The sequence below is a fragment of the Pararhizobium antarcticum genome (genome assembly GCF_001885585.1).
GTDB lineage: Bacteria > Pseudomonadota > Alphaproteobacteria > Rhizobiales > Rhizobiaceae > Pararhizobium > Pararhizobium antarcticum.
The window spans coordinates 34,728-59,763 of sequence record NZ_LSRP01000046.1; the positions used below are offsets into that span (position 1 = coordinate 34,728).

Below are 25,036 nucleotides of genomic sequence, written 5' to 3' on the forward strand. Positions count from 1 at the left end.
CGCCGTCGCGGCAGGGCTCACTGAATCGGCAGCCGAAACCGCAAATTCCCCGAGCGCCATATGAACTATATTGACGTTCGTTCACTTGCAAATCTAGCGTCAGTTTCTCGTCAAGCCATTGAAAAATCGATAAAAAGTATTGTTGATGGCAGAGCCGAGGCGTGGCGCGGACATGTTCTCGAAATCCGAACAGCACATGGTCGCGGTGGTCGCTCTGGCATTCAATATCAGATCAAGGTTTCCAGCCTTCCAGTCGACATCCAAGACCGTTTAAAGGCTATTCAAATCGCTGATGAAGCCGTTTCGAGCCTTCGTTTCGGCAGCGATGCGCAGTTCGAGCGTGCATGGAAGCATGAGGTCATCAAGGCAGCGCTGTCGCATCCAAAGGGCAGCGGCGACCGGAAAATCGAGATCGAGCGGCTACACGGCGCAACGCGCCTGGACTGGACCGGGCACCAGCGAAAGCTGACACGCACCACGCTGTACGACTGGATCAAAACCTATGAGTGTGAAGGTATCCACGGCCTTGCGCAAAGGGTTCGAAGCGACAAGGGCGAAAAGAAGGTCATCATCAGCCGCGCATGGTGCAACTCTGTTGGCTTTAACGACGCGACAAAAGACGCGGTCGAAGAGAGCATGAAACAATTCGTTCGCGCCAAGATCAAAATGGGCACGACCCTAAAAATCCTGCTCATCCTCGCAGGACAAGAGCTCAAGCGGCTGACGATAGCGCACAAAGACCTGGCTCCGATTGCATCAATGGATGACAGTGTTTTTGTCATCCCTCGTAGCTTCGTTGAGGCTGAAGCCGGGTTCAAGGCGGTTTATCGGCACCGGTTCGACCGGAAAGCCAGCGAGGACAACAAGCCGCGTATCCAACGCACTATCGCGGGCTTGCAGCCGATGGAAATCGTCGTCATGGACGTGCACCACATCAACGTTCATGTCGGTCGCGACGACGGCACCTATTCCACTGCCAAGCTGCTTGCATTCTATGATATCGCAACGGCCCGCGTATTCTGCGAAATCATCCAGTTTGATGAAAGAGGTGGTGTACGCAACGCCGATGTCATTCAGGCTTTCGTGAACATGTGCGAGCATGCGGCGTTCGGTATGCCGCAGTACCTTTATGCCGACAACGGCTCCGAATACCGCTTTGCCGACATGCTTGAGGACGCTCTCAAGCTCGGCAGCACCGTTGTCCCATACGAGGGCCGCGAAGGTCTGGGACGCGTATTGCGGGCAAAAGCCTACAACGCCGCTGCAAAGCACGTCGAAGGCTGGTTTCGCCAGATGAACCAGCAGTATTTCCGCCACATTCAAGGCTGGCGTGACGACGATGCTATAAACCCGAAACGACCGCAGCTTGGCAAACTACACAAGCCATATGCGGAAGGATTTGACGCCGTCTGCGAGGAAGTTTTCGGCCTTCTCACAGCCTACGAAAACATCCCGCAGAAGGGCGGTCTAAAGGGTAAATCACCCGCACTCACATTCAAAGCATATGTCGATGCTGGATGGAAGGCTACTCTTCTCAACCCGCATGACTTGCTAACGGTATTCACTCAGCCGGAAACGCGCGTTGTCGAAAAGCACGGCTTCAGCGTCAAGGGCATGCGTTGGACATGCGATGGCTTGCTGGAATACTTTGGCCGCACCGTCTTGGTGCATATTCCGAAGTTCCATAGCTTTGGCGAACTGCTCGTCACAGACGCAAACGGCAACACCATTGGGGTCGCTGTCGCGGATCGGGAATATCACGTTCTCGACCCGCGTGGTGCACAGGAAAGCGCTCGGCGCGACAAGGTGCGGAAGTCGAAATTGCGCGAGATGGACCGGTCTGTCGCCGATGTCGATGTCGGTGCGGAACTGATCGCGTTCGGCCGGAATGCAGCGCCGGTAGTACCTAACCAGCCAGACGCGATGATTTCCGTCAATCGGGTCGGATCGGGCAGGCTGGCCTTGCCGCCCGTGCCGGTCAGCAAAACTTCCCGGCAACATCAGGATGATGAGCTTCGGAACGCCAACAATGACGCTATCGCTAAGCTAAACGAAATCTTCGCCATCGGAGGCAAACGTTAATGAGACAGAAACGCCCGGCCAACATTCCCGCGAGGATCGTTGAGACCGATACGGTCAAGATCGCCCGCATGGCCTCGAAATTCAGCCTCGATATGGGCTTTCCGGTGCACCTGATCGGTCGACCTGGCACCGGAAAAAGCTCGGCTCTCTGGCATATCGCACAAGATATGGGTGGCGGTTACTGCGAGGTTTCCGCGCAAAGCCGATCAACGAAAGGCATGTTTCAAATGCTGCTCGGCACGCTCGGAATTGCAGATGACCACAAGTACATATCTGACCTTTCGGACGACGTTTATCGGTGCTTCATGCCAATCAATCGCTATTGCAGCGAGGCTGGCTGCTTCGTTGACGTACCGCACTTTCTGGTTGTCGATGAAGTTCAGACCCTTGAAGCAACAGCCCTCCGTGAGCTTTTACGGGTTCAGGAGAAATGCAGCCTTGGTCTCGTAATCGCCGGAAATGCGGAGCGTTTGGCAACTACCCGTCGTGACGCAGCAACATGGGCGCAGATCGAAAGCCGGATAGGGATGCAGCGGCATCTTCCTGGCCCAAGCATTTGCGATTGCGAGTTGATCGGCGCGGCGTTCAACGTCGAGGGCAAGGATGCTTACGCGGCTCTATCGGCCTACGGCACTCGCACCAACTTTCGTGACCTCGTGCAACTGCTTGAAACGGCTCGCCGCATGAGCGGACCAGAGACCGGCCATGCCGTCGGCATTCGCCTTATCCATCTGCAGAACGCTCTCAGCACCCTGACCGCAAGGACTGGAGCCATGAAGCTACTGAACCCCGAAGACGCCTGATCGCCCTTCGGCCAACTGCCAAAGCCTGTAAATCAACCCTCTCCGCGCATCTGTGTGGCGTATTGCGGAGCAATGTCCAAAGGAAGTTTGAGCATGACGCATCCCCACAACGACGCCCACGGTCGCACCATTTTTCGTGACAACGATTCACGCGGCGACCCGCAGGATATCCTCAATCTCCGTCCTTTGCCGAACCGGCTCGGACACAATGGCCCGTATATTGGCGGCTTCAAAGAGCCTGTTGAGCGCGACTGTGAGCGGATCGACGGGCATACGCACCTGTTTCGCAGCTTTGAGACCTTTGAGCAGGATTTGCGTGAAGCAATCGAACTGGTTTGGGATGAAATCACAGCGGTAAAGGTCGCCAGTCAGCGCCTGGCCCATAACCGTGCTGATCCCGATGCCGTTCTCGCTCGCTCGGCAGAGGCGCTGAAAGTCTCATTTCGCTTCATGCAGGAAGCCTACCTGATTGCCGAGGTTCTGGATGATCGGCAGAAGCGCCGCATCCGCGATCAGGCCACGCAGGACTTCCTTTCGCTCATACCTTGCATACCGGTGGAGGATATGTCCGGGTTGGACCGCCTTGCCGAGGAAGGCCGTCTCACATGGCAAATCTCGGCTCTGCTTGAGCGTATGTCCTACTCTCGCGGTGCAAAGGTTGCTTGGCCGAAACAAGAAACGGATCGTCTGCTAGAACTGACGGAACGCCTTGAAAAGGCGCTCCAAGCGCCCACGGCCGACGATCTGCAATCCATGTCTGATGCGGCGCTCACTGACGAACTGCTTACACTCGAAACCCGGATTGGCGACACACGCCGGACGATTTCCCTCATTCATGCCATCCGCCTTTTACGAAAAAGTGGGTTTGCGGGAACGAGAGGCAACTGACATGGCGCGTCCGAAAACTATCATTCCGATCTCAAACAAGCAAATTGCACTCCTGCACGTTGCCAAGCGGGAACTTGGCCTAACCGAGGAAGACGACCGGGCGATCCTCGCCCGGTATGGTGGATGTGAGAGTGCCAGCGATCTTGAGGCCTTCGGTTTCCAAAATGTCATGAAATACATGACAGCGCTCGGATTCCGGTCGAACTGGACAAAGCGAACGTTCGGCGCTCGCCCTGCCATGGCGACACCGGCCCAAGTCGATCTTATCCGCAGGCTCTGGCGACAGTTTTCCGGCAAAGACGATGCCGGCGACATGGAGTTGAACAAATGGTTGAACCGATTTCACAAGGTGTCGGCGCTCCGGTTTGTCAATGACAGAAAAGCGGCTAAGGCGATTTCAGCGCTAAAAGCGATGGTTGCCCGGCAAGTGAAATGAAAATTGAAGTGGTTTTGAAGGCCGTGGGCGCGCTTATTCACACTCCGCGCCATCGCCGTCGCCAAACGCTACACGAACCGCGTCTACGGCCCGTTTTGGCGAACGCATAAATTACAATTGTTGGAGCTCCCTGGGCCATGGTACAGACGCGACAACCAGCTGACATTAGCACCGTCGCAATCAAAGACTGCAAACAGGCTAGAAAGCCTCGCGGCTGCATTCCACGGGCGCCTGCGAGCAAAGCGCAGTTTGCACTTTTGGACACCTTATGGGCGGACTACGCTGAGGCGGCCAGCGCGGCAAATGACTTGTCTAAGGAAACATGGCTTGTTCAAAACTTCTATACGACCTCGCTAAACGAGCTCGACGCGAGCGGAATTTTAAGTCTCACCATCCGTCTCGTCAATGCGACCGCGAAAGCGCGGCTCTTGCAGGCTGGCGAGCTTTTCTATGACTGCTCTTCGCGAGATCAGTCCGACGCGACTTCACTTTAAATGTTCAAACAGGCTTCGGTCGGGACCGCAATTCCCGCCAATCGCCAAAGCGATCTTCACTGGTTCATCGGCAATGAAGCACCACGGCTGTCCGTCCGAGTCGGACGTAAATCGACAGCCATTGCACGGATGTTCGCCCCAACTGGTATCGACTTCCGCTTCGCCGTTGGCATTTGCCTGCCTATCGCCATGAAGGCGGTCGTGACAGGCATCGCATACGGCAACCAGTTCAAACAGGAACTCCTGTTTCGCGTGAGCATAAGTCAGATGATGGACCTGTGTAGCGCTGGCGATGCCGCAACCTTCGCACTTGCCGCCCGACCTTGCGAAAATCAGCCGCCTCTTTGCCTTCCAAGCTTCACTTTTGAGGTAGTCGTCGTAATCACGAAACCATGAGTTATCGCGTTCGAATTGTTTCCTTGCATGCACCTGTCGAATGTCATTCAACTCGCGCTCTCGCGCTGTTTCGTACATGTCATATGCGCCGTCTACGACAAGCGGGAGGCCATCGTCCTCTGGTACTTTCTTGCGCGGCCCTCCCAACAGATAGCCGCAGGTGCAACACTGGCGGCGGATTTGTGTGGCACCGTTGGATGTGATGAGCCGACGCCATGTTGTGTCGGGATGAGTCTGGCATTTCCGGATATGCCAATCCTCAATGTCACGTGCAAGCTCCGGCGTCATGGCCAGACGCACTGTTTCTCCAACATCCTCTAGCAAAACTGTCGTCATAGCCTGCCTTCAATAAATTGGTCGTAACAATTTCAGCGTCATTGAAGACCGTTCAGAGCTTCTTCAATTCGCAACCCTGCAAATTGCACCATTCCGTCAGCATCTCGACGTAAGCCGGGTCTGCTTCTGCTTTGACCAGACCGAAAATCTCGTTGCCCAGCGGAGAAATTCCCGTGCCACTGCCGAGTGGCAAATTTCCAAACTCATCGGTACGAAAGCTTCCATTGATAGAAAATCTTGTCGCACCAATCGAGAATTCGATCAGATTATCCCGGTCGGGAAAAGGCGCTTGGATGAAGTCGTGCGCGTAACCTTCCTCCAGATACAGGCCAATTGAGGAAAAAAGATCGTGCTCGAAACCGCCGATCAATTCGCGGGGCTTGGTTTTAAATGCCGCGAGCTTCGATCCTGCTTCAAGTGGATAGGGTACTCGCAAGCTCGTCATCAAGCCGACGTCCCAATGCCCTTGAAAGTTTTCCAATCTGATGACCATCGGCGCGAGTCGCTCTATCGCTCGCGCTTCGTCACCTACCAGCGTCGTAAGCAGGGTTAATGCTCTTGGACTAAGTTGCCCCTGTCCAAATGAGGCCCTTGCTAGGACGTTTCCCCAAAAGATTTGGGTTTCGGCGTCCGAGACGTCTTGCGCAAGCGACCAAAATTTGTCGATCCACGATGTATCCAGAATTGGGATTTCCAGTGTATCGCCGGGGTCAAATTCGTGCCTGGCATAATCTATGGCCGCTGCCGCGATAGCCTCGCTATTATCTTGTCGTTGAATGGACTTTGCCAAAATTTGGACATCTGCTCTCTGGCCAAGTGTCAGTTGGACAGTCTCGGGATGATACCCTCGCAACTTCAGCGCCTCATCCCAAGCGGAGAAATCCGCCCTTTTCGCAGCATTGTGTACCCTGTCCCAAAGGGGTTCTAAAGCCTTCCCCACACCTCGAATAATTGGGTTTGCCAAATACTCAGAGAAACCGGCAATACCGAAAAGGTCGATGGCTCCTGTCGAGCTAGTTTTTTCAACCGCGTTCTCGTCCGGCATTGATTCTCCCCTTCAAAATCATCAAGGAAAGATGTTAGCGGTTCCCTGAATTGTCAGCCAGTAGATCGATCACCTTGCCGAAACTTTCACCGTGATTTATCATGTCAGGGATTTGTCGCTGAGGCTCCCGCGCCGTACTCAAAGCGATTTGTTGCCGTTTCCTGCCGGGAAGGATTGGTGTGCCAATTGCCGAGGCCCCAGCGCCCTCCGTAGGCAATCGGCAAGCTGTCGTATGCTGGGATATGGACAGCAGGTTCGTTCTGCTTTCGTTTCACAAAAATTTGCGTTATAGTGGTGGGATGTCATCAACGCGGAACATACCACATTGGCAAAAAAGTCCTCTGTCGAGCCTGCCTTGAAAACGATTGCTGGCATCAAATTCGCCATCATTCCCCTATCTCAATATGTCGAACTGTTGAAAGCGCAGGATAAGCTTGAAAAGGCGGGCCTGGGCCGTCTTAAGCTAGAGCGTCGGGCGAGGGGATTCATCGAGCGACACCCTGCTATCGCAAGCTTTTTTGCTGACCGCGTCAACAGTCAATCCCTATCGCAAGCTCATGAAGAGTGTGAGATCGCATTTGGCGCTAATATGACGCCTTCGATCAGTGCCATTGGCCGCTATTGGCAGTCGTTGCGCGTCAAAGCGGCACTGGCGCGACTGGAAGCCGCATGAGCAGCGCGGCGCAACACCGCGCCGTCATTGAACTATGTTCGACCTGCGGGAAGCTCGCCTTCGCCGATGACCTTGTAACGGTTCCTGCATCCGAATATCTGGCATTGAAAAAAGCAGCGGAAGCGAGCCATCAACGAAAAAGCCTGTCCACCTATCGGACGATTTCCCGTAGCAAGATCGCCCTTGAGCCTGATCTTGCCGATTTTATCGTTGAGTGCGCAGAGAAAATGTCCACGGATCAAATCCGATCTGCCACGGTTGTTAAATTTGGCGACCGTGCGCCATCGCGATCTGGCATTTTCCGCTTCATGCAGGATGTGAGGCGCGCAGGTCTTGCACGTTGAATTTTCGCGCTCTCAAATCATCCTGAAACGGCTCGGATGATCCTGAAATATCCCGGATAATCCTGCATTTAATCCAGCATAGAGCCCGGTATTCCGGATTATTTATAACAGTTACAGTTTCGAATGCGCGAAAACCAAGCTGCATCGGACGCAATTGGGTCGTCTGCCCTGCAGAAAAACGCGACCGTTTTCGCAGTGACGCGTTTCCGATGAGAACCGATATCGGCTTCCGGGCTTTGCACTGATCTTAAATCATGTCCCGACAAAACGACAAAGTCGAATCGGTCCGCGCTCGGCCTGGATTATGGGCGACTGTGTCAGCAGGTGTTTTGTTCTGCGGGCAGGGTACCGAAGCGAGAAGGGGCAGCCGTCAATGCGCCTTCAATCGCGCCTCGCGCGTTGCGGATATGAAGACGGCACGGGCTTCTTCCGCAGATTTGCGACCATCGATCGCCGCCCGGCAGATGCTGCGCGCCGCGACATAATGTGGACCGCGGAGCTCGGGCCAAAGATTCGCCAGGCAATTCAATGCGTCTGACGGGCCGCTAACGGTAAATGTGTTGCCCTGCACGAAGCCAATTTCGATCGGCTCATTCCATTTCATCTGGCGCATCGATTTCCTCCCAGTTGTTTCCGGCGGTCAGTAACGGCGCAACGGCCACCAAGGTTCCCGCAAAACCGCCATTCCTCCAACAGCGGCAGGCGACAACAACCATGCAGGTTGCAGTCTGGCGCGGTTCGCGTCGTCTGTAAAGGGTTGGCGATATCTGCACGGACGCGGGCTGCTTGTTCGCCCTGCCGGCATATTCCGGGATGCATTTCGGCCAGCAACGTTTCGTTAAACCCACGACGCGGATAATGCACCGCGAATCGGAACGGGCAACATGACAAGAACATCGAAACCAAAACGGCGGGCGCGACGCCCCCGCAAGGCACCGTCACAGGGCCGCATGTGGCCATGGTATCTGGCTGCAGTGGTCGTCGTCGGCGGTATTACAATCTATGACAACCGCCAACGGATCGAGGCATGGACGGACAGCGGAAAAAAAAGCCAAATCGCCAGCCAGGAGCCGGCGCGCAAGCCTGATGTACAGGCGAGGACCGCATCCGTCTCCAAGCAGCCGACAACGCTTTCTAAGCCCTCCCGTGTGGCCCCGGAGACTGTCATTCCAAAGATTGGCATTCCAAAGATTGGCATTGCAGAAGTGCCCGTGCCGGCGGATCGGGTCGAGGACGCCACGGTGCAGCATGTCGGACCATCGACCATGGCCAGCCCGGCCGGCAAGTTCTTCTATTGCAGTCCGTCGCGTGCCGACAATTGCGTGATCGATGGCGATACGTTCGTGTTCAAGGGCGAGAAGATACGGGTCGCCGATATCGAGGCTCCGAAGGCACGGCAGGCACGCTGCGATTCGGAGCGTTTGCTTGCCCATGATGCGAAGGAACGCCTGCGCATTCTTCTCAGCGCTGGGGACTTCACGTTGGCCGCATCACCACAGGGAAGCGGAGACACAGACCGCGGGACTGCGCGGCGCGTGATCCGCAACGGACAATCGCTCGGCGAACAGATGGCGGCGGAAGGTATCGTCCAGAAACGTGACGGCAAACGTTGGCCCTGGTGTCGCCAGAGCTGAAGGCCGCTTATCGCGGCTGTTTGCGCAGCGCCTCGATCAGCGTCCTGACCTTGCCGGTCGCGTAGACGATGTCCTCGCGCGGCATATGCACGGTGATCTCGACATCCTTCCAGCCAGCACCATTGTCGCGGGCAAAGGCAACCGCTTCTTCCAGCGAGGCAAAAACCGAAGCCGGTGCATCGGCCACCCAGAACTGCACGGAGCATTCTGCTTCGTTGTAGTGGGTGAACGCCTTGATAGGGTCGAAAGCCATGGTTTCTCCGCACTGGGAACGTTACTGCTTTTTAAAAGCATCCGGGAGGCATCCCGGCGAAAAGATATTTCACCACCGACAACCGCTGACGAATGCCAGGTGAAATCGAGCGATATCAATACCAAAATGAGAACTGGCGGAAGAGGTGGGATTCGAACCCACGGTACGGTCTCCCGCACGCCGGTTTTCAAGACCGGTTCCTTAAACCACTCGGACACTCTTCCAGCGAGCGTCTTATTGCGCGAACTGCCCCTGTTTTGCAAGGGTAAGCCTGCAGCACAAAGCATGATTTTCGCCTGCGCGTGCAGGTCCGATGAAACGGCGCAGCGCATGTCAGCCCGTCAAGCATTAACCATCCGTAAACCATAAACCGAAATTCCCATTCCGGCACAGTATACCCATTCGCAATTCGGCCATGTTGTTGTCATGATTAATGGGCTGTTACGGAACGTGACACCGGTGCGATGCTGCGGGGCAAGAGCAGCTTTCACCGGGATGGGTATCGACGAAAACGACGTGGGACACATGACATCGAAAAAGAGTGCGGCCATCCTTTCGATGGGATTGCGATTTGCGGCGATCCCGCTGCTGTGCGGAGCATTAACCGCCTGTCAGTCGACCCCAACCGTCAAGGCCGAAAAGCCGAAGCGGAGCAAGGAGTATTTCGCTGAATCCGTCTATGGCGTGAAGGCGAGCCCGCGCGTTGCCGAGGGCAAGAACATTCCCAAGGGCGGCGGGCGCTACCAGGTTGGCAAACCCTACAAGGTCAAGGGCAAGTGGTACACGCCGAAGGAGGATTTCGGCTACAACAAGACCGGCATGTCGTCCTGGTATGGTGCTGCCTTTCACGGTCGCCTGACAGCCAATGGTGAGGTCTATGACAAGTACCACCTGTCGGCCGCCCACCCGACCTTTCCGCTGCCGAGCTATGCCCGCGTCACCAATCTCGAAAACGGCACGTCGGTCATTGTCCGCGTCAACGATCGCGGCCCCTATGAATATGGCCGGATCATCGACGTGTCCTCCAAAACGGCTGATTTTCTCGACATGAAGCGCAAAGGCAGCGCCAATGTCCGCGTCCAGTATGTTGGCCGCGCGCCGATGGAGGGCAATGACATGCCCTATCTGATGGCCTCATACGTCAAGAAGGGCGATCGCGGCCCCTCGACATTCCCCGAGGGACAGATCGCCACCGGCGTCATGGTCGCGTCCAACGAGCCGCTGCGCAAGCAGGTCCAGTCCATGGACGGAAATTTCGGGACTTTGACCATCCCGGCGAAGTCCAATCTCGACAGCGGCGTGCCGCTGACGGCGCTCGCCGAAGAGCCGAATGCAGTGATGGCAACGCCGGGCCTCGACGCCTTCGTCATGCTGCCGGATCTTGGACCTGTTCCTGCGGATCGCCCGGAATTCATTCCGATGCGCAATGCCAATGTGGCCTATGCGGCCGCCTATGTCGAAGCCCGCGTCAGCGTATCGGAAACAGCCTTCGATGCCATCCTCGTCGAAACCAATCCGCTGAACGAGGCGTCGATCCTGGCCTACGCCAGGCGGCAGGCCGACGCGCGATAGGTCTTGCACCAGACGGCGTGTGTTGAACCTTCGACGGACGCCTGCTATCCCGTTGGAAGAACCGGAGTTCTTCATGCGCGCTCGGCCTCATTACCTGCTGACAGTGTTTCTGTGCCTGATGTCATCGCTCGCCGGCGCGCAGGCGCCCGCTTTCGAGACCAAGGCGAAGCAGGCCTACCTCATCGATTCCGAAACTGGAACGGTGCTGTTTTCCAAGGATGAAAATACGCCTGTTCCACCAGCGTCGCTGACCAAGCTGATGACCATGGAAGTGGTGTTCGATGCGCTGACACGCGCGGACGTGACCCTTGATACGAGCTATACCGTTTCCGAACATGCCTGGCGCACGGGTGGCGCTCCATCGGGCACCTCAACGATGTTTGCGGCGCTGAAATCGAGCGTCCGCGTCGGCGACCTCATCCAGGGGGTCGTCGTGCATCTCGCCAATGATGCCTGCATCATTCTTGCCGAAGGCATGGCCGGCAGCGAAAGCGCGTTTGCAGAGCGCATGATGAAGCGGGCGAGGGGCCTTGGACTGACCGTCTCTTCCTTCAGCAACCCGACCGGCCTGCCCGATCCCGGCAACACGGTGACGATGCGTGAACTTGTGACACTTGCCCGCCATATCCAGAGCAGCTACCCGAATTTCTATCCGCTTTATTCACAGGCTGATTTCGAGTGGAACAAAATCCGGCAGCGCAATCGCAATCCGCTGATTGCCGCCAATATCGGCGTCGACGGGCTGGGGACCGGTTTTGCCGAAGGTTATGGTTTTTCGAGCGTCACCTCGCTTCACAAGGACGGCAAGCGCGTGTTCCTCGCCATGGGTGGCCTTGCCAGCGACAAGGAACGGACAGAGGAAGCGCGAAAGATCCTCGACTGGGCGATGAATGCCTTCCAGAAAAAGACGGTGTTTGCAAAGGGCGACATCATCGGCGAAGCGAGCGTCTATGGCGGCGCAGAAGCCAGCGTGCCGCTGGTTACCAGCGGGCCGGTGGAGGTGCTGGTGCCGGTTAACAATCCAGAGCGCCTCCGCGCCCATGTCGTCTATCAATGGCCTCTGCGGGTGCCAGTCGCCTCCGGGCAGAGGGTCGGGTCCCTGAAGATCTGGAACGGCGAGCGATTGCTGCGCGAAATCCCCGTCGAGACGGCGGCCGCCGTCAAGCCCGGCTCGCTCACCAGCCGCTCCCTGGATGCGCTGCAGGAACTGCTGTTTTTCTGGCTCTAGGGAAAAGCCCGGTCAAAGGTTTCGCCGCAAGGCGCAATCGGATAAAGAGTTGACGGATCGCAACAGGAACGGAAATTGTAAGTGGCTGTCGGAAGCGGTTTGTTCGTGACATTCGAAGGCGGCGAGGGGGCAGGGAAATCCACCCAGATTCGCCTGCTGGCCGCTGCGCTGCGACAGCGCGGACGAAAGGTGCTGATGACCCGCGAACCGGGCGGATCGCCCGGAGCCGAGGCAACGCGTCACGTGCTTCTGTCCGGCGCTGCCCAGGCCTTCGGCATCCGCATGGAGGCAATCCTGTTTGCTGCCGCCCGCAGTGATCACGTCGAAGAGGTGATCCGCCCGGCGCTGACCGAGGGCGCCGTCGTGCTCTGCGACAGGTTCATGGATTCGTCACGCGTCTACCAGGGCATCACCGGCAATCTGGAGCCGAACTTCATCGAAGCGTTGGAGCGTGTGGCAGTCAACGGCGTCATGCCGGACTGCACGATCCTCTTCGACCTGCCGGCGGCCGTTGGCCTCGAGCGCGTGCGGCAACGTGCGGCGGTCCCGCCGGGTGAAACCGGAGAAGAAGTCGAACTCGACCGTTTCGAGAAGGAAGAACTGGACACGCATGAAAAGCGGCGCGAGGCCTTTCTCGACATCGCAGCCGCCGATCCCGAGCGCTGCCATGTGATCGACGCGACGCAGAAGCAGGAGACGATCGCGGCTTCGGTGTTCTCAATTGTCGAGGCGGCACTCTCGCGGCATGGCGGCAACGGCAACGGTGATGACGGAAACGGCCGCGGTTCGGAAGCAGCGCAATGAGTGCAGAAAAACACGGGGTTCTCGACGGTGCCGTACCGCCAGCAGAAAACATGCGCCTGTTCGGCCATGCGGAAGCCGAGCATTTTCTGGCGCAGAACTATCGATCCGGGAAGGGACATCATGCAATCCTGATCGAGGGACCGGAAGGCATCGGCAAGGCAACGCTGGCCTTCCGTTTCGCCAACCATGTGCTCAGCCACCCCGACCCGGCAACGGCACCGGAGATGCTTCTGGACCCGGAGGCAAATGCCATTGTCAGCCGGCAGATCGCCTCGGGCGCCTCGCACAATCTCCTGCATCTGACGCGCCCGACGGATGAAAAGACCGGCCGCGTGAAGAGCGCGATTACCGTCGACGAAGTGCGTCGCGCCGGGAAATTCTTCTCGCAGACATCCGGAACCGGCAACTGGCGGATCGTGATCATCGACACCGCCGACGACCTGAACCGCAACGCCGCCAATGCGATCCTGAAGATCCTCGAGGAGCCGCCGAAGCGATCACTGTTCCTGGTGCTGACCCATGCGCCGGGAAAACTGTTGCCAACCATCCGCTCGCGCTGCCTGCCACTTGCCCTGCGCCCGCTTGGGCCGGGTCCGATGCGGCAGGCGATGGCCAGTCTCGGCTTCGAGATCGCCGGGGCGAGTGCCGAGAAGGTCTTTGCTGCCGCCAATGGCAGCGTGTCGGAGGCGCTGAAGCTCGTCAATTATGGCGGGCTCGATATCATCGCCGCCTTCGATGCGGTGCTGGCCGGGCAGGGGCCTGTTATCCGCAAGGACATGCACAAGCTGGCCGACACCTTGTCCGGCAAGGACAGCGAGACGATCTTCGATTTCTTCTCGGAACTCGCCAGCAAACACGTCATGGGACAGGCGCGGCAGGCGGCCTTGTCCGGAGACCTTGCCCGCGCCGATCGGTTTGCACGCCTGTCGTCGGCGGTCACCGAGAAACTGACGCTGGCCGGCGCCTACAATCTCGACCGCAAGCAGACCATCCTGTCGCTCCTGGATGACCTGCGCAGCGCGCAGGCGGCCTGAGCTTCGATATTTCTTGACGAACTTGCTGTTTCCCTTGCTTGCCAGTTGCGCTAATAGCTGCGCAGCCAAGAGATTGTGAACGCAAGGCCAAAGCCGATCATGACAGACACGTCCCCCTTCTACATCACCACCGCGATTTCCTATCCGAACGGCCGGCCGCATATCGGCCATGCCTATGAGCTGATCGCGACGGATGCCATGGCCCGCTATCAGCGGCTGGACGGGCGCGAGGTCCTGTTTCTGACGGGCACCGACGAGCATGGCCAGAAGATGCAGCAGACCGCACGCAAGGAAGGCATCACGCCGCAGGAACTGGCCGACCGCAATTCCAGCGAATTCCAGAAGATGGCCGTGCTGCTCAACGCGTCGAACGATGATTTCATCCGCACCACCGAGCCGCGCCATCACGAAGCCGTCCAGACCATCTGGAACCGCATGAGCGAGGCCGGAGATCTCTACAAGGACAGCTATGCCGGCTGGTACTCGGTGCGCGACGAAGCCTATTATCAGGAAAGCGAAACGGAGCTGCGCGCCGATGGTGTGCGCTACGGGCCGCAGGGCACGCCGGTAGAATGGGTCGAGGAAGCAAGCTACTTCTTCAAGCTCTCCGCCTATGAGGACAGGCTGCTCAAGCACTACGAGGACAATCCCGATTTCATCGGACCGGCCGAGCGCCGCAATGAGGTGATTTCCTTCGTCAAATCCGGACTGCGCGACCTGTCCATGTCGCGCACCACATTCGACTGGGGCATCAAGGTCCCGAACGACCCGGCGCATGTCATGTATGTCTGGGTCGACGCGCTGACCAATTACATCACGGCAACCGGTTACCTCACCGATCCAAAGGGGCCGCGTGCAAAATTCTGGCCGGCCGATATCCACATGATCGGCAAGGACATTATCCGTTTCCACGCGGTCTACTGGCCTGCCTTCCTGATGTCGGCCGGACTGCCGCTGCCCAAGCGCGTCTTTGCCCATGGCTTCCTGCTCAACAAGGGTGAGAAGATGTCGAAGTCGCTCGGCAATGTCGTCGATCCCTTTGACCTCGTCGGGCATTTTGGTCTCGATCCGATCCGCTATTTCTTCCTGCGCGAGGTCTCCTTCGGCCAGGACGGGAGCTACAGCGAAGAAGCGATCGCGACCCGCATCAATTCCGATCTGGCCAATGGCATCGGCAATCTCGCCAGCCGCTCGCTGTCGATGATCGTCAAGAATTGCGATGGCAAGATCCCGGAATGTGGCGAGTTGACCGCCGAAGACACGGCGATGCTGGCCGCCGCCGATGCACTTCTGGCCGCGACGCGCGAGGACATGAACGCACTGATGATCCACAAGGCGCTGACCGCGATCATCGCCGTGGTTTCGGAGGCAGACCGCTATTTTGCCGGCCAGGCGCCCTGGGCCCTGAAAAAGACCGACCCCGTCCGCATGGGCACCGTGCTCTACGTCACGGCCGAAGTGGTGCGCCGCATTGCCATCCTGTTGCAGCCCTTCGTGCCGGAATCGGCAGGAAAGCTGCTCGATCTGGTCGCCATGCCGGAGACAAAACGCGATTTTGCGCATTTTGGCGAGGCCGGCAGGCTTGAAGCGGGCACGCCGCTCGAAGCACCGAAACCGGTCTTCCCGCGCTATGTTGCACCGGAAGCGTGAAGGCAGACCGATGCTGATCGATACCCATTGCCATCTGGATTTTCCGGACTTCGAGGCCGAGCGGGATGCCATCGTTGCGCGTGCCATGGCAGCCGGCGTCACGCAACTGGTGACGATTTCGACGCGTGTGAAGAAGTTCGATACGATCCTTGGCATTGCCGAGGCCTATGACAACGTCTTCTGCTCCGTCGGCACGCATCCGCACAATGCCGACGAGGAACTCGACATCGAAGCGGCTGATCTCGTGCGGCTTTCGACGCATCCGAAGGTCGTGGCGATCGGCGAGGCGGGTCTCGATTATTTCTACGACAATGCGCCGCGCGACGCGCAGATGATCGGTCTTCGGCGGCATATCGACGCTGCCCGGCAGACCGGCCTGCCACTGGTCATCCACAGCCGCTCGGCCGACGACGACATGGCGGCGGTGCTGACCGAGGAAACAGGGAAGGGGGCCTTCCCTTTCCTGCTGCACTGTTTCTCGTCCGGGCCCGAACTGGCCCGCATCGGCGTCGCACTGGGCGGCTACATCTCGTTTTCCGGCATCCTGACCTTTCCGAAGTCGGAAGAGCTGCGCGCCATTGCAAGGACCGTGCCGCAGGACCGGATGATCGTCGAGACGGACGCGCCGTACCTTGCGCCAAAACCGTTTCGCGGCAAGCGCAACGAGCCCGCCTTTGTGGCGCATACCGCCCAGGTGCTGGCCGAGACAATCGGCATGAGCGCGGCGGATATTGCGGCCATCACCACGGAAAATGCATTCCGCATCTTCTCTAAAATGCCGAGGCTCTGAACTTGGTCATGCGGCGCGTCTTCACTCTGCTTGGCTGTGGCTCGTCCCCGGGCGTGCCGCGCATCACCGGCGACTGGGGCGCGTGCGATCCTGCCAATCCGAAGAACCGTCGCATGCGCGCCGCTCTGCTGATCGAGCAGTTTGCCGATGACGGTGGCAAGACGACGGTCGTCGTCGATACCGGCCCGGATTTTCGCGAACAGATGATCGCCGCGAAGGTCGATCATATCGATGCCGTTCTCTACACCCATTCCCATGCAGACCATGTGCACGGCATTGACGATCTTCGCGGGTTCGTGCTGCACAACAGGAAACGCACGCCGATCTGGGCGGATGCCGAAACCATGGGCCGCATCCGCGACGGTTTTCGCTATTGTCTCGAGCAGCCAGATGGCAGCGGCTATCCACCGATCGTCGTCGCCCATATCATCGAACCGGCGATGTCACCGATGGCCATCACCGGCGCCGGCGGCACGATCCGGATCGAACCGCTGCGGCAGATCCACGGCGATATCCAGTCGCTCGGCTTCCGCATCGGCGATTTTGCCTATTGCAGCGATGTCAGCGACTTTCCCGACGAGACGATTGCCAGGCTCGGCGGGCTGGATGTTCTGGTCATCGATACGCTGCAATACAAGTTCCATCCCAGCCATTTGTCGCTTGAACAAGCACTCGGCTGGATCGAGCGTTTCGGGGCAAAAGCCGCCGTTCTCACCCATATGCATGTGCCGCTCGACTACGACACCGTGATGGGCGAAACGCCTGACCATGTGCAGCCAGGCTATGACGGCATGCGCATCGAGATCGTGGTCGCGTAAACCTGAAGTTCAGCTGAATTAGGGTTTCAGATTGTCGCGGATACGGTCCAGTACCGTGGCGCCGGACAGGTCGGGCTCGAAGCGCTGGCCGGTGATGGTCTCGTAGGCCTCGATATAGACACGCGACGTCTGCGCGATCAGATCGGCCGGGATTTGCGGGATCGGGTCCTTGTAGGGATCGCAGCGCTCGGTCACCCAGGCCCGGACAAAATCCTTGTCGAAGCTTTTCGGGCGGGTGCCACCGGTAAAACTCTCGGCATAGCTGTCTTCAATCCAGTAACGGCTCGAATCCGGCGTGTGGATTTCGTCCGCCAGCACGATGCGCCCATCCTTGTCGGTACCGAATTCGTATTTCGTATCGACAAGGATCAGGCCGCGCTCGGCGGCACGCTGCTGACCACGCGCAAACAGCGCCAGCGCATAGGCCGACACCGTGTCCCACTGTTCCTGTGTCAGAAGATTCTGCGCCAGAATTTCCGCGGCCGACAAAGGCTCGTCATGGCCGCCATCGAAGGCCTTGCTGGTCGGCGTGATGATTGCCTCTGGCAGCTTTTCGTTGTCCTTCATGCCGTCCGGCAGCACGGTGCCATACATGGCGCGTTCGCCATTGCGGTATTTCGTCAGGATCGAGGTGCTTGTCGTGCCAGCCAGATAGCCACGCACGACAACCTCGACCGGCAGGATATCGAGCCGTGTGCCGATGACGACATTCGGATCCGGATAATCGAGCACATGGTTCGGGCAGATGTCGGCCGTCTGTTCGAACCAGTAGCGGGCGGTCTGCGTCAGAACCTGGCCCTTGAACGGAATGGCGGTGAGGATGATGTCGAAGGCGCTCAGCCGATCGGTGGCGATGATGATCCGGCGACCATCCGGGAGATCATAATTTTCCCTGACCTTGCCGTTGTAGCGTCCTGGCAGCTCAGGAATGAAAGCATCTGAAAGAATGCGCATTTCGCTCATCGGGTCCGGTCTTTCGCTTGGCGTTCAGGCTGCATCCGCTTAAGCCGTGGAAACGGCACAGGTCAAGCCGAGGGGGTCAAGAAACCGCCGGATTGCCAGATATCTCGACAGCATTTTGTTCCATAATCTATCTTATGTGATCTTTGTTTGTAGCTAGGTACATTCTATTTCCAAGTGCAGAACCTGTACCCCATTCCCTTTCAACCGGGAAAAAGTCTTTTGTCCCATGGCAATTCCTGTGCAGACTGACAGCAATGCTCATCCTGGATTAACGCGCATGCGGACTGCCCAGCCACTGCCCGACAGCCTTTACGCGGAGACCGCCATGGCGGCGCCCGAGACGCCGGTTTTCGATGCGGATGCGCGGACCTCTATTGCCATCATTGGCGCCGGTTTTGCGGGTCTGTCGGCGGCATTGCATCTGGCCGAGATGGGCGTCGATGTGACGGTGCTCGAAGCCAACGAGCCCGGCTGGGGTGCGTCGGGGCGCAATGGCGGTCAGGTCAATCCGGGACTGAAATTCAATCCGGACGCGTTGCTGTCCCTGTTCGGTGGCGATCTTGGCGCCCGGATGATTACGCGTGCCTATGGCGGACCCGATTTCACCTTCGAACTCATCCGCCGTCTGGGCATTGACTGCGAGGCACGCCAGAACGGAACGTTGCGTGCTGCGACCCATGGAAAGGCGCTGGATGCCGTCTGCGAGACCGCCCGCCAGTGCCACGCCCATCTCATGCCGACGCGCCTGCTTGACCGGGATGCCATTCAAGCCGCAACCGGAACCGCACATTATAGGGGCGCGCTCTTCGATCCGCGTGGCGGCGACCTGCATCCGCTGAAATATGCCCGCGGGCTTGCCGCCGCTGCCATGGCTGCCGGTGTCCGGATCCACAGCGGCAGTCGCGTCCTGTCGGTTTCCCGCAATACAGGCGGATGGCTTCTGAAGACATCAAGGGCGAGCCTGGCCGCCGACAAGCTGCTGGTTGCCGTCAATGCCTATGCCGACGGTCTCTGGCCCGGGCTGAAACAATCTGTCGTGCCTGTCTATAGCGCCATTGTTGCCAGCGAACCCCTGCCCGATACGCTGGCGGCCCGGATTCTGCCGCAGCGCCCGGTGCTCTATGAAAGCAGCCATATCACCGTCTATTACCGGTTGGATCGCCAGAACCGGCTCTTGATGGGCGGACGCGGGCCGCAGCGCAGTTTTGCCGGCGACACCGCGCCTGTGTCCTACCTGATCCGCCATGCCGAGCGGCTCTGGCCCGAAATGAAGGACATCCGCTGGAGCCATGCCTGGAACGGGCAACTGGCCGTCACGCCGGATCATCTGCCGCATGTTCACGAACCGTCACCGGATGTCCTCCTCTATCTCGGCTGCAATGGTCGAGGGGTGGCACTGGCGACGACCATGGGCCAGCAGCTTGCCAGCCGGCTGGTTCAGGGCAAGGATGCGGCGTTCGACCTGCCGATCAGTCCGATTACGCCAATGCGTTTTCACGCCTTCTGGCCGATGGGGGTGCACACCGCCATGCTCTGGGGACGACTGCGCGATGCGATGGGATGGTGATCCCAACAGAGGGTGATCCAAATGCCGGTTCCTGCCGTACCGATTTAACATACGGAGATAACTGACGTTGCGCGAGCGTATTCAAATAGAGGGCGCAATACATTGATTACTATAGATAAATTTTACTTCAACGCAAATCGAGCAGACAACGGGTGAGCGTTTTTCGAGGTGCTATACGTTGTCAGCTATGCGAAACGGGAGAGCGTGCGATGAAACGTGCAGTGCTTACCTCAGCCTTTGCAGTTTTTCTTCTTGGCGCCGGCATGTCTGTCGCCGCAGAGCCGGTCGATACGGCGCAGACGATCATCCAGGATCAGATCGCCGCCTTCCTCAACGACGACGCAGCCGCTGCCTATTCCTTCGCCTCACCGCAGATCCGGGGCAAGTTTCCGGATCAGGACATCTTTTTCGAGATGGTCAAGCGCGGTTATACGCCGGTCTACCGGCCGGGCAACTTCGCCTTCGGTCGCAGCAAGGTGGATGGCGATACGGTCGTGCAGGAAGTGCTCATTTCGGGACCGGACGGCAAGGACTGGACGGCGCTCTATTCTGTCGTCCGGCAGCCGGATGGTTCCTACAAGATCAATGGCGTACAGATGCTGCAGCAGGCGCCCGGACCGGAAATCTGAGTCAGACCGGCTGGAGATCGCCCCTCGCCCATTCCTCCTGGGTTTCCTCCATGAAGGACTGGAACCGCCCCTGCTCTATCGCGTTCCGGATCCCCTTCATCAGGTCCTGATAGTAGGAAAGATTGTTCCACGTCAGCAGCATGCCGCCGAGCGATTCGTCGGCGCGGATCAGGTGATGCAGATAGGCGCGGGAATAATCGCGTGCGGCCGGGCAGGATGACTGGTCGTCGAGCGGGCGACGATCCTCGGCATGGCGGGCATTTTTGAGGTTGACGCGGCCACGGCGGGTAAAGGCCAGGCCATGGCGACCGGCGCGGGTCGGCATGACGCAGTCGAACATGTCGATACCCCGTGCCACCGATTTCAGCATATCATCCGGCGTGCCGACGCCCATCAGGTAACGCGGCTTGTCGTGCGGCAGCGCCGGTAGCGTGATGTCGAGCATGTCCAGCATCACCGCCTGCGGCTCGCCGACAGCAAGGCCGCCAACCGCGTACCCCTTGAGATTGAGACCGGCCAGCGCTTCGGCCGAACGCACGCGCAAGGCCGGCACGTCGCCGCCCTGGACGATGCCGAACATGGCCTTGCCCGGCTGGTCGCCAAATGCGGTCTTGCAGCGATCGGCCCAGCGCAGCGACATTTCCATGGCGCGCTCGATCTCGTCTGGCGTCGCCGGCAGGCGCACGCACTCGTCGAGCTGCATCTGGATATCGCTGTCGAGCAGACCCTGGATCTCGATCGATCGTTCTGGCGACATGTAATGCGAGGAACCGTCAATATGCGACTTGAAGGTGACGCCCTGCTCGTCGAGCTTGCGCAGGCCGGACAGCGACATGACCTGGAAACCGCCGCTATCGGTCAGGATCGGATAGGGCCAGCGGATCAGTTCGTGCAGGCCACCGAGACGCGCGACCCGTTCCGGGCCTGGCCGCAGCATCAAATGATAGGTGTTGCCGAGGATGATGTCGGCGCCGAGATCGCGGACCTGATCGAGATACATGGCCTTGACCGTGCCGACGGTTCCGACCGGCATGAAGGCCGGCGTGCGGATCTCGCCACGCGGCATCGAGACCGTGCCGCGCCGGGCCTTGCCGTCGGTCGCCAGAAGATTGAATTGAAACGTGTCGGTCATGATATCTCGATCCTGGGACTATCCCGGAAAAGCAGGCTGGAATCGCCGTAAGAATAGAAGCGGTAGCCGTTTTCAATGGCATGGGCATAGGCGGCGCGCATGGTCTCAAGGCCGCTAAAGGCAGAGACCAGCATGAACAACGTCGATTTCGGCAGGTGGAAATTGGTCATCAGCAGGTCGACAGCGCGAAAGCGGTAGCCGGGCGTGATGAAGATGCCGGTCGGGCCGGACCAGGGCTGGATCGTTCCGTCCTCCCCGGCCGCACTTTCGATCAGGCGCAGCGAGGTTGTGCCGACACAGACGATGCGCCCGCCGCGCGCCTTCACGGCGTTGAGCGCCTGCGCCGTTGCCGGGCTGACATGACCGATCTCCTCATGCATCACGTGGTCGTCGGTATCGTCGGCCTTCATCGGCAGGAAGGTGCCGGCGCCGACATGCAGCGTTACGAAATGCCGTTCGACGCCGACCGCCTCCAGAGCTGACAGCAGCCGCTCGGTAAAGTGAAGGCCGGCCGTGGGTGCTGCGACCGCACCGGACTGGCGCGCATAGACCGTTTGGTAGTCCGTGCGGTCCTTGTCGTCCTCGGCACGCTTGGAGGCGATGTAGGGCGGCAGTGGAATATGGCCGACGGCAAGAATGGCTTCATCCAGCGCAGGGCCCGAGAGATCAAAGCGCAGGGTCACCTCGCCCGCCTCGCCTTTTTCCTCGACGGTCGCATCGAGTGTACCGAGCAGGCAGGTGTTGTCGCCCTGGCCGAAGGTTATCCGGTCGCCGGGCTTCAGGCGCTTGGCAGGCCGGGCAAAGGCTTTCCAGCGGTCCTGTGCGATGCGCATGTGCAAGGTCAGCGAAACCTGCGAAATGGCCTCTTCGCCACGCCGGCGCAGGCCTTCGAGCTGGGCCGGTATGACCTTTGTATCGTTGAAGACGAGCGCGTCGCCCGGGCGCAGGAAGGATGGCAGATCCAGCACCGAATGATCGGCGAGCGCCTCTTCCGGCCCCGCATCCGGCTTGACGACAAGCAGGCGCGCAGCGTCGCGCGGGCTGGCGGGCCGCAGCGCAATATTGTCGTCCGGGAGTTCGAAATCGAAGATGTCGACGCGCATGGCTATTCGTTCAAAAACGGGTTTCTAAAAACAGCAAACCCGCCCCGGTGCCCTTTCGGGGCCGTCCGGGACGGGTTTTTGACTTAGCGTCAATCAGGCGTTGGCAGCAAGCTTCATCGAAACGATGCTATCGGGATCCTTGACGGGCTCGCCCTTCTTGATGTTGTCGATGACGTCCATGCCTTCAATGACCTGACCCCAGACAGAATACTGTTTGTTGAGCCACGGGCTGTCCGTGAAGCAGATAAAGAACTGCGAATTGGCGGAATTCGGCATCTGGCTGCGGGCCATGGAGCATGTGCCGCGCACATGGCTCATATTGGAAAACTCGGCCTTCAGGTCCGGCTTGTCGGAGCCGCCCATGCCGGCACGTGCCGGGTTGAAGTCCTTGCCACCCTTCTTGCCGAACTGCACGTCGCCAGTCTGCGCCATGAAGTCGGCGATGACGCGGTGAAAGACGACGCCGTCATAGGCGCCTTCGGCGCAGAGTTCCTTGATGCGGGCAACGTGGCCTGGTGCCAGATCCGGCAGAAGCTGGATTGTGACCTGCCCCTTGGTGGTCTCGAGGATGACGGTGTTTTCGGGATCCTTGATCTCGGCCATGGTTTTCTCCTTTGTTGTAGGTGTTTTTACTTGCCGACCTTGACGCTCATCATCCGGTCGGGATCGGTGACGGAACCGTTGTTGGACTCGTCACCCATCTTGATCTTGTCGACATTCTCCATGCCTTCGACGACGTTTCCGACGACCGTATACTGGCCGTTCAGGAAATCGCCGGGTGCGAACATGATGAAGAACTGCGAGTTGGCGGAATTCGGATCCTGGCTGCGGGCCATGCCGACCGTGCCGCGGGCAAAGGGTTCCGACGAGAATTCAGCCTCGACGTCCGGCTTCGAGGAGCCGCCCATGCCGGCCATGTCGGCCTTGAAGTCCTTTTCCATGTTTCCATACTGCACGTCACCGGTCTGGGCCATGAAGCCCGGAATGACGCGGTGGAAGGCAACATTGTTGTATTCACCGGCCTCGGCCAGTTCCTTGACGCGGGCGACGTGCTTCGGCGCCAGGTCGGGACGCAGCTCGATGACCACAGGGCCGTCTTTCAGCGTGATCGTCAGGTATTCCTTCGCCTGGGCATAGGCGGACCCTGCGACGGATGCCGCCAGAAGTGCGCCTGCGAGAGCGATTTGGAGGATTTTCATGATAACTCCCGTGAAGATGATGTGAGGAAATGCGTCAGGTTTTGCGTTTTGCAGCCAGCGCAAGATGAACGCCTTTCGGCACGAAGGCGGAAACATCACCGCCCATGGCCGCGATCTGGCGGACCAATGTGGCGGTAATGGGCCGCGAGGCCGTTCCGGCCGGCAGAAACAGGGTCTGGATATCGGGCGCCATCTGCCGGTTCATGCCAGCCATCTGCATTTCATAGTCGAGGTCGGTTCCGTCGCGCAGACCGCGCACCAGCAGCGATGCGCCATGCGCGCGTGCCGCATCGACAACCAGAGTATCAAATGACACGACCGACACATCACCTGCCCTGCCCGGCAGATACCCGCCCAGCGCCTGGCGGATAAGGTCGGCACGTTCATCGAAGGTGAACAGGGGTGTTTTTCCCGGATGGATACCGATCGCGACAATGACCCGCGCCGAAACGTTCAGCGCCTGAACCAGCACGTCAAGGTGTCCGTTGGTCATCGGATCAAAGGATCCCGGGTAAAAAGCAGTGGTCATCGCGTCTGTTCCGTTTGGACAGCCTTTTGTCATGGACGGCGCAGCACTGCAAGGGATCGGTACCGCTGCACCCCCGTGTTCCCCCGGAAACAGCCGGCTTCATCGATGAACTTTATATGAATGACATGTTCAAGCGCGCTTCACGCAGAAACCGTACAATAGAAAACAAGAGCGACTGGAACTTTTTTCAAGCACCGCCGTTACTATGATGAAAGGATCACGGCTATGGCAATTCTTCTTCTGTCGATCACAATGTTTTTTCTCATGATCTTTGCAACGGTCAATGCAATCCGCACTGAATCCCGCGCCGAGAACAGAGCAATGCGCAACACCCAACTGATGAACTGAAAGGTTTACCCCAATGGCTATTGTCATGATGTTGGTATCTGCAGTGATTAGTATCGTGTTCCTTGTCGATTTCACCAAAACCATTCTCGAGTTGCAACGCGATCGGATGGAACTGAAAAATGCAGGCCGTGAAGCCGGTGGGTTCGGCGTCTGACGAGAAGTGAAAGATGTGGCCATGTGTAACGTGGCCTCCAGTCAAAAGTTTCAAAGAACCGACAGCGAAGCCTCCAGCCGCTGTTGGATCTCAAAAGCCGGACGGTTCCCCTGCCAGTCCGGTTTTTCTTTG

The 25,036-nt window shown here is 58.6% G+C and carries 28 protein-coding genes and 1 tRNA gene; 18 read left to right on the top strand and 11 right to left on the bottom strand.

The features are described from left to right. Positions 1 to 60: 60 nt before the first annotated feature. From AX760_RS04470 to AX760_RS04485, 4 genes are all read left to right on the top strand, one after another. Positions 61 to 2,082, top strand: coding sequence for a helix-turn-helix domain-containing protein (locus tag AX760_RS04470; protein WP_071831788.1), 2,022 nt, complete (start codon positions 61 to 63; stop codon positions 2,080 to 2,082). Beyond that, positions 2,082 to 2,885 (top strand): AAA family ATPase, encoded by an 804-nt coding sequence (locus tag AX760_RS04475; protein WP_083531064.1) that lies wholly within the window; start codon positions 2,082 to 2,084, stop codon positions 2,883 to 2,885. The genes AX760_RS04470 and AX760_RS04475 overlap by 1 nt, the downstream gene beginning before the upstream one ends. A gap of 93 nt (positions 2,886 to 2,978) precedes the next feature. Further along, entirely contained in the window at positions 2,979 to 3,773 is a 795-nt protein-coding gene (locus AX760_RS27055) for a hypothetical protein (protein WP_071831789.1), read from the top strand. 1 nt (position 3,774) lies between these two features. Then, positions 3,775 to 4,209, top strand: a complete 435-nt coding sequence (locus AX760_RS04485) for a regulatory protein GemA (protein ID WP_175552014.1) — start codon at positions 3,775 to 3,777, stop codon at positions 4,207 to 4,209. 485 nt (positions 4,210 to 4,694) lie between these two features. Here AX760_RS04485 and AX760_RS04495 read toward each other — a convergent pair whose 3' ends face one another. Both AX760_RS04495 and AX760_RS04500 read right to left on the bottom strand, forming a co-directional pair. Further along, positions 4,695 to 5,435: an HNH endonuclease gene (locus tag AX760_RS04495; RefSeq protein ID WP_071831791.1), complete on the bottom strand. Its 741-nt coding sequence runs from the start codon at positions 5,433 to 5,435 to the stop codon at positions 4,695 to 4,697. A 52-nt stretch (positions 5,436 to 5,487) separates the two neighbouring features. Beyond that, entirely contained in the window at positions 5,488 to 6,480 is a 993-nt protein-coding gene (locus tag AX760_RS04500) for a DUF2806 domain-containing protein (RefSeq protein WP_071831792.1), read from the bottom strand. Positions 6,481 to 6,805: 325 nt separating this feature from the next. Between AX760_RS04500 and AX760_RS04505 the strand changes: the two genes are divergently transcribed. Continuing rightward, complete coding sequence (locus AX760_RS04505; RefSeq protein WP_071831793.1) at positions 6,806 to 7,153, top strand: hypothetical protein; 348 nt, start codon at positions 6,806 to 6,808, stop codon at positions 7,151 to 7,153. Next, the gene (locus tag AX760_RS04510; protein ID WP_071831794.1) at positions 7,150 to 7,497 is read left to right on the top strand and encodes a hypothetical protein; all 348 of its coding nucleotides are present in this window, start codon (positions 7,150 to 7,152) and stop codon (positions 7,495 to 7,497) included. Before AX760_RS04505 ends, AX760_RS04510 begins: the two co-directional genes overlap by 4 nt. Positions 7,498 to 7,867: 370 nt before the next feature. Here AX760_RS04510 and AX760_RS04515 read toward each other — a convergent pair whose 3' ends face one another. Continuing rightward, the gene (locus AX760_RS04515) at positions 7,868 to 8,110 is read right to left on the bottom strand and encodes a DUF982 domain-containing protein (protein WP_071831795.1); all 243 of its coding nucleotides are present in this window, start codon (positions 8,108 to 8,110) and stop codon (positions 7,868 to 7,870) included. 271 nt (positions 8,111 to 8,381) lie between these two features. On the opposite strand from AX760_RS04515, the gene AX760_RS04520 reads away from it, so the two are divergent. Continuing rightward, a complete protein-coding gene (locus tag AX760_RS04520) occupies positions 8,382 to 9,131 on the top strand; it encodes a thermonuclease family protein (protein WP_071831796.1) in 750 nt (249 codons plus the stop codon). A 7-nt stretch (positions 9,132 to 9,138) separates the two neighbouring features. Here AX760_RS04520 and AX760_RS04525 read toward each other — a convergent pair whose 3' ends face one another. Together AX760_RS04525 and AX760_RS04530 are read right to left on the bottom strand one after the other, a co-directional pair. Then, positions 9,139 to 9,384 (bottom strand): hypothetical protein, encoded by a 246-nt coding sequence (locus AX760_RS04525; RefSeq protein ID WP_071831797.1) that lies wholly within the window; start codon positions 9,382 to 9,384, stop codon positions 9,139 to 9,141. 134 nt (positions 9,385 to 9,518) lie between these two features. Then, positions 9,519 to 9,608, bottom strand: a tRNA-Ser gene (locus tag AX760_RS04530). Positions 9,609 to 9,909: 301 nt separating this feature from the next. Between AX760_RS04530 and AX760_RS04535 the strand changes: the two genes are divergently transcribed. The 7 genes from AX760_RS04535 (at position 9,910) to AX760_RS04565 (ending at position 17,280) form a co-directional block, all read left to right on the top strand. Further along, the gene (locus AX760_RS04535; protein ID WP_071831861.1) at positions 9,910 to 10,956 is read left to right on the top strand and encodes a septal ring lytic transglycosylase RlpA family protein; all 1,047 of its coding nucleotides are present in this window, start codon (positions 9,910 to 9,912) and stop codon (positions 10,954 to 10,956) included. 73 nt (positions 10,957 to 11,029) lie between these two features. Beyond that, positions 11,030 to 12,184: a D-alanyl-D-alanine carboxypeptidase family protein gene (locus AX760_RS04540; protein WP_071831798.1), complete on the top strand. Its 1,155-nt coding sequence runs from the start codon at positions 11,030 to 11,032 to the stop codon at positions 12,182 to 12,184. Between the two features lie 81 nt (positions 12,185 to 12,265). Further along, positions 12,266 to 12,988, top strand: coding sequence for a dTMP kinase (gene tmk, locus AX760_RS04545; protein WP_071831799.1), 723 nt, complete (start codon positions 12,266 to 12,268; stop codon positions 12,986 to 12,988). After that, positions 12,985 to 14,022, top strand: coding sequence for a DNA polymerase III subunit delta' (locus AX760_RS04550; protein WP_071831800.1), 1,038 nt, complete (start codon positions 12,985 to 12,987; stop codon positions 14,020 to 14,022). Before tmk ends, AX760_RS04550 begins: the two co-directional genes overlap by 4 nt. 99 nt (positions 14,023 to 14,121) lie before the next feature. Further along, positions 14,122 to 15,672: a methionine--tRNA ligase gene (gene metG / locus AX760_RS04555; RefSeq protein WP_071831801.1), complete on the top strand. Its 1,551-nt coding sequence runs from the start codon at positions 14,122 to 14,124 to the stop codon at positions 15,670 to 15,672. Between the two features lie 10 nt (positions 15,673 to 15,682). Then, on the top strand, positions 15,683 to 16,462 hold the full coding sequence (locus AX760_RS04560) for a TatD family hydrolase (RefSeq protein WP_071831802.1): 780 nt from the start codon (positions 15,683 to 15,685) through the stop codon (positions 16,460 to 16,462). A gap of 2 nt (positions 16,463 to 16,464) precedes the next feature. Continuing rightward, a complete protein-coding gene (locus AX760_RS04565) occupies positions 16,465 to 17,280 on the top strand; it encodes an MBL fold metallo-hydrolase (RefSeq protein WP_087149164.1) in 816 nt (271 codons plus the stop codon). Positions 17,281 to 17,298: 18 nt separating this feature from the next. Here AX760_RS04565 and AX760_RS04570 read toward each other — a convergent pair whose 3' ends face one another. Beyond that, entirely contained in the window at positions 17,299 to 18,234 is a 936-nt protein-coding gene (locus tag AX760_RS04570) for a phosphoribosylaminoimidazolesuccinocarboxamide synthase (protein ID WP_071831862.1), read from the bottom strand. A 286-nt stretch (positions 18,235 to 18,520) separates the two neighbouring features. Between AX760_RS04570 and AX760_RS04575 the strand changes: the two genes are divergently transcribed. Both AX760_RS04575 and AX760_RS04580 read left to right on the top strand, forming a co-directional pair. Further along, the gene (locus AX760_RS04575; RefSeq protein WP_071831804.1) at positions 18,521 to 19,810 is read left to right on the top strand and encodes an NAD(P)/FAD-dependent oxidoreductase; all 1,290 of its coding nucleotides are present in this window, start codon (positions 18,521 to 18,523) and stop codon (positions 19,808 to 19,810) included. 209 nt (positions 19,811 to 20,019) lie between these two features. Further along, entirely contained in the window at positions 20,020 to 20,439 is a 420-nt protein-coding gene (locus AX760_RS04580; protein ID WP_071831805.1) for a DUF4864 domain-containing protein, read from the top strand. Between the two features lies 1 nt (position 20,440). Here the strand turns inward: AX760_RS04580 and tgt are convergent, their stop codons facing one another. The 5 genes from tgt to coaD form a co-directional block, all read right to left on the bottom strand. After that, positions 20,441 to 21,571 (bottom strand): tRNA guanosine(34) transglycosylase Tgt, encoded by a 1,131-nt coding sequence (gene tgt / locus AX760_RS04585; RefSeq protein WP_071831806.1) that lies wholly within the window; start codon positions 21,569 to 21,571, stop codon positions 20,441 to 20,443. After that, a complete protein-coding gene (gene queA, locus AX760_RS04590) occupies positions 21,568 to 22,674 on the bottom strand; it encodes a tRNA preQ1(34) S-adenosylmethionine ribosyltransferase-isomerase QueA (protein ID WP_071831807.1) in 1,107 nt (368 codons plus the stop codon). Before queA ends, tgt begins: the two co-directional genes overlap by 4 nt. 93 nt (positions 22,675 to 22,767) lie before the next feature. Beyond that, positions 22,768 to 23,277 carry a peptidylprolyl isomerase gene (locus tag AX760_RS04595; protein ID WP_071831808.1) on the bottom strand — a complete coding sequence of 170 codons (510 nt, stop codon included), beginning with the start codon at positions 23,275 to 23,277 and terminating at the stop codon, positions 22,768 to 22,770. Between the two features lie 26 nt (positions 23,278 to 23,303). Then, positions 23,304 to 23,873 carry a peptidylprolyl isomerase gene (locus tag AX760_RS04600; RefSeq protein ID WP_071831809.1) on the bottom strand — a complete coding sequence of 190 codons (570 nt, stop codon included), beginning with the start codon at positions 23,871 to 23,873 and terminating at the stop codon, positions 23,304 to 23,306. A gap of 34 nt (positions 23,874 to 23,907) precedes the next feature. Next, on the bottom strand, positions 23,908 to 24,402 hold the full coding sequence (gene coaD / locus AX760_RS04605) for a pantetheine-phosphate adenylyltransferase (protein WP_071831810.1): 495 nt from the start codon (positions 24,400 to 24,402) through the stop codon (positions 23,908 to 23,910). A 225-nt stretch (positions 24,403 to 24,627) separates the two neighbouring features. Here coaD and AX760_RS27930 point away from each other — a divergent pair, with 225 nt between their 5' ends. Both AX760_RS27930 and AX760_RS27060 read left to right on the top strand, forming a co-directional pair. Continuing rightward, positions 24,628 to 24,750: a hypothetical protein gene (locus tag AX760_RS27930; RefSeq protein WP_280950754.1), complete on the top strand. Its 123-nt coding sequence runs from the start codon at positions 24,628 to 24,630 to the stop codon at positions 24,748 to 24,750. A gap of 13 nt (positions 24,751 to 24,763) precedes the next feature. Then, complete coding sequence (locus AX760_RS27060; RefSeq protein WP_175552015.1) at positions 24,764 to 24,904, top strand: hypothetical protein; 141 nt, start codon at positions 24,764 to 24,766, stop codon at positions 24,902 to 24,904. Positions 24,905 to 25,036 lie beyond the last annotated feature (132 nt).

What these genes read in the sequence shown, in the direction of transcription:
- AX760_RS04580 (WP_071831805.1), top strand. Translation starts at nt 20,020, where the DNA reads ATGAAACGTGCAGTGCTTACCTCAGCCTTTGCAGTTTTTCTTCTTGGC.
- AX760_RS04560 (WP_071831802.1), top strand. Translation starts at nt 15,683, where the DNA reads ATGCTGATCGATACCCATTGCCATCTGGATTTTCCGGACTTCGAGGCC.
- AX760_RS04510 (WP_071831794.1), top strand. Translation starts at nt 7,150, where the DNA reads ATGAGCAGCGCGGCGCAACACCGCGCCGTCATTGAACTATGTTCGACC.
- queA (WP_071831807.1), bottom strand. Translation starts at nt 22,674, where the DNA reads ATGCGCGTCGACATCTTCGATTTCGAACTCCCGGACGACAATATTGCG.
- AX760_RS04470 (WP_071831788.1), top strand. Translation starts at nt 61, where the DNA reads ATGAACTATATTGACGTTCGTTCACTTGCAAATCTAGCGTCAGTTTCT.
- AX760_RS04515 (WP_071831795.1), bottom strand. Translation starts at nt 8,110, where the DNA reads ATGCGCCAGATGAAATGGAATGAGCCGATCGAAATTGGCTTCGTGCAG.
- metG (WP_071831801.1), top strand. Translation starts at nt 14,122, where the DNA reads ATGACAGACACGTCCCCCTTCTACATCACCACCGCGATTTCCTATCCG.
- AX760_RS04535 (WP_071831861.1), top strand. Translation starts at nt 9,910, where the DNA reads ATGACATCGAAAAAGAGTGCGGCCATCCTTTCGATGGGATTGCGATTT.
- AX760_RS04540 (WP_071831798.1), top strand. Translation starts at nt 11,030, where the DNA reads ATGCGCGCTCGGCCTCATTACCTGCTGACAGTGTTTCTGTGCCTGATG.
- AX760_RS04495 (WP_071831791.1), bottom strand. Translation starts at nt 5,435, where the DNA reads ATGACGACAGTTTTGCTAGAGGATGTTGGAGAAACAGTGCGTCTGGCC.
- AX760_RS04500 (WP_071831792.1), bottom strand. Translation starts at nt 6,480, where the DNA reads ATGCCGGACGAGAACGCGGTTGAAAAAACTAGCTCGACAGGAGCCATC.
- coaD (WP_071831810.1), bottom strand. Translation starts at nt 24,402, where the DNA reads ATGACCACTGCTTTTTACCCGGGATCCTTTGATCCGATGACCAACGGA.
- AX760_RS04525 (WP_071831797.1), bottom strand. Translation starts at nt 9,384, where the DNA reads ATGGCTTTCGACCCTATCAAGGCGTTCACCCACTACAACGAAGCAGAA.
- tgt (WP_071831806.1), bottom strand. Translation starts at nt 21,571, where the DNA reads ATGACCGACACGTTTCAATTCAATCTTCTGGCGACCGACGGCAAGGCC.
- AX760_RS04550 (WP_071831800.1), top strand. Translation starts at nt 12,985, where the DNA reads ATGAGTGCAGAAAAACACGGGGTTCTCGACGGTGCCGTACCGCCAGCA.
- AX760_RS27060 (WP_175552015.1), top strand. Translation starts at nt 24,764, where the DNA reads ATGGCTATTGTCATGATGTTGGTATCTGCAGTGATTAGTATCGTGTTC.
- AX760_RS27930 (WP_280950754.1), top strand. Translation starts at nt 24,628, where the DNA reads ATGGCAATTCTTCTTCTGTCGATCACAATGTTTTTTCTCATGATCTTT.
- AX760_RS04475 (WP_083531064.1), top strand. Translation starts at nt 2,082, where the DNA reads ATGAGACAGAAACGCCCGGCCAACATTCCCGCGAGGATCGTTGAGACC.
- AX760_RS04485 (WP_175552014.1), top strand. Translation starts at nt 3,775, where the DNA reads ATGGCGCGTCCGAAAACTATCATTCCGATCTCAAACAAGCAAATTGCA.
- AX760_RS04520 (WP_071831796.1), top strand. Translation starts at nt 8,382, where the DNA reads ATGACAAGAACATCGAAACCAAAACGGCGGGCGCGACGCCCCCGCAAG.
- AX760_RS04600 (WP_071831809.1), bottom strand. Translation starts at nt 23,873, where the DNA reads ATGAAAATCCTCCAAATCGCTCTCGCAGGCGCACTTCTGGCGGCATCC.
- AX760_RS04570 (WP_071831862.1), bottom strand. Translation starts at nt 18,234, where the DNA reads ATGCGCATTCTTTCAGATGCTTTCATTCCTGAGCTGCCAGGACGCTAC.
- AX760_RS27055 (WP_071831789.1), top strand. Translation starts at nt 2,979, where the DNA reads ATGACGCATCCCCACAACGACGCCCACGGTCGCACCATTTTTCGTGAC.
- AX760_RS04595 (WP_071831808.1), bottom strand. Translation starts at nt 23,277, where the DNA reads ATGGCCGAGATCAAGGATCCCGAAAACACCGTCATCCTCGAGACCACC.
- AX760_RS04575 (WP_071831804.1), top strand. Translation starts at nt 18,521, where the DNA reads ATGCGGACTGCCCAGCCACTGCCCGACAGCCTTTACGCGGAGACCGCC.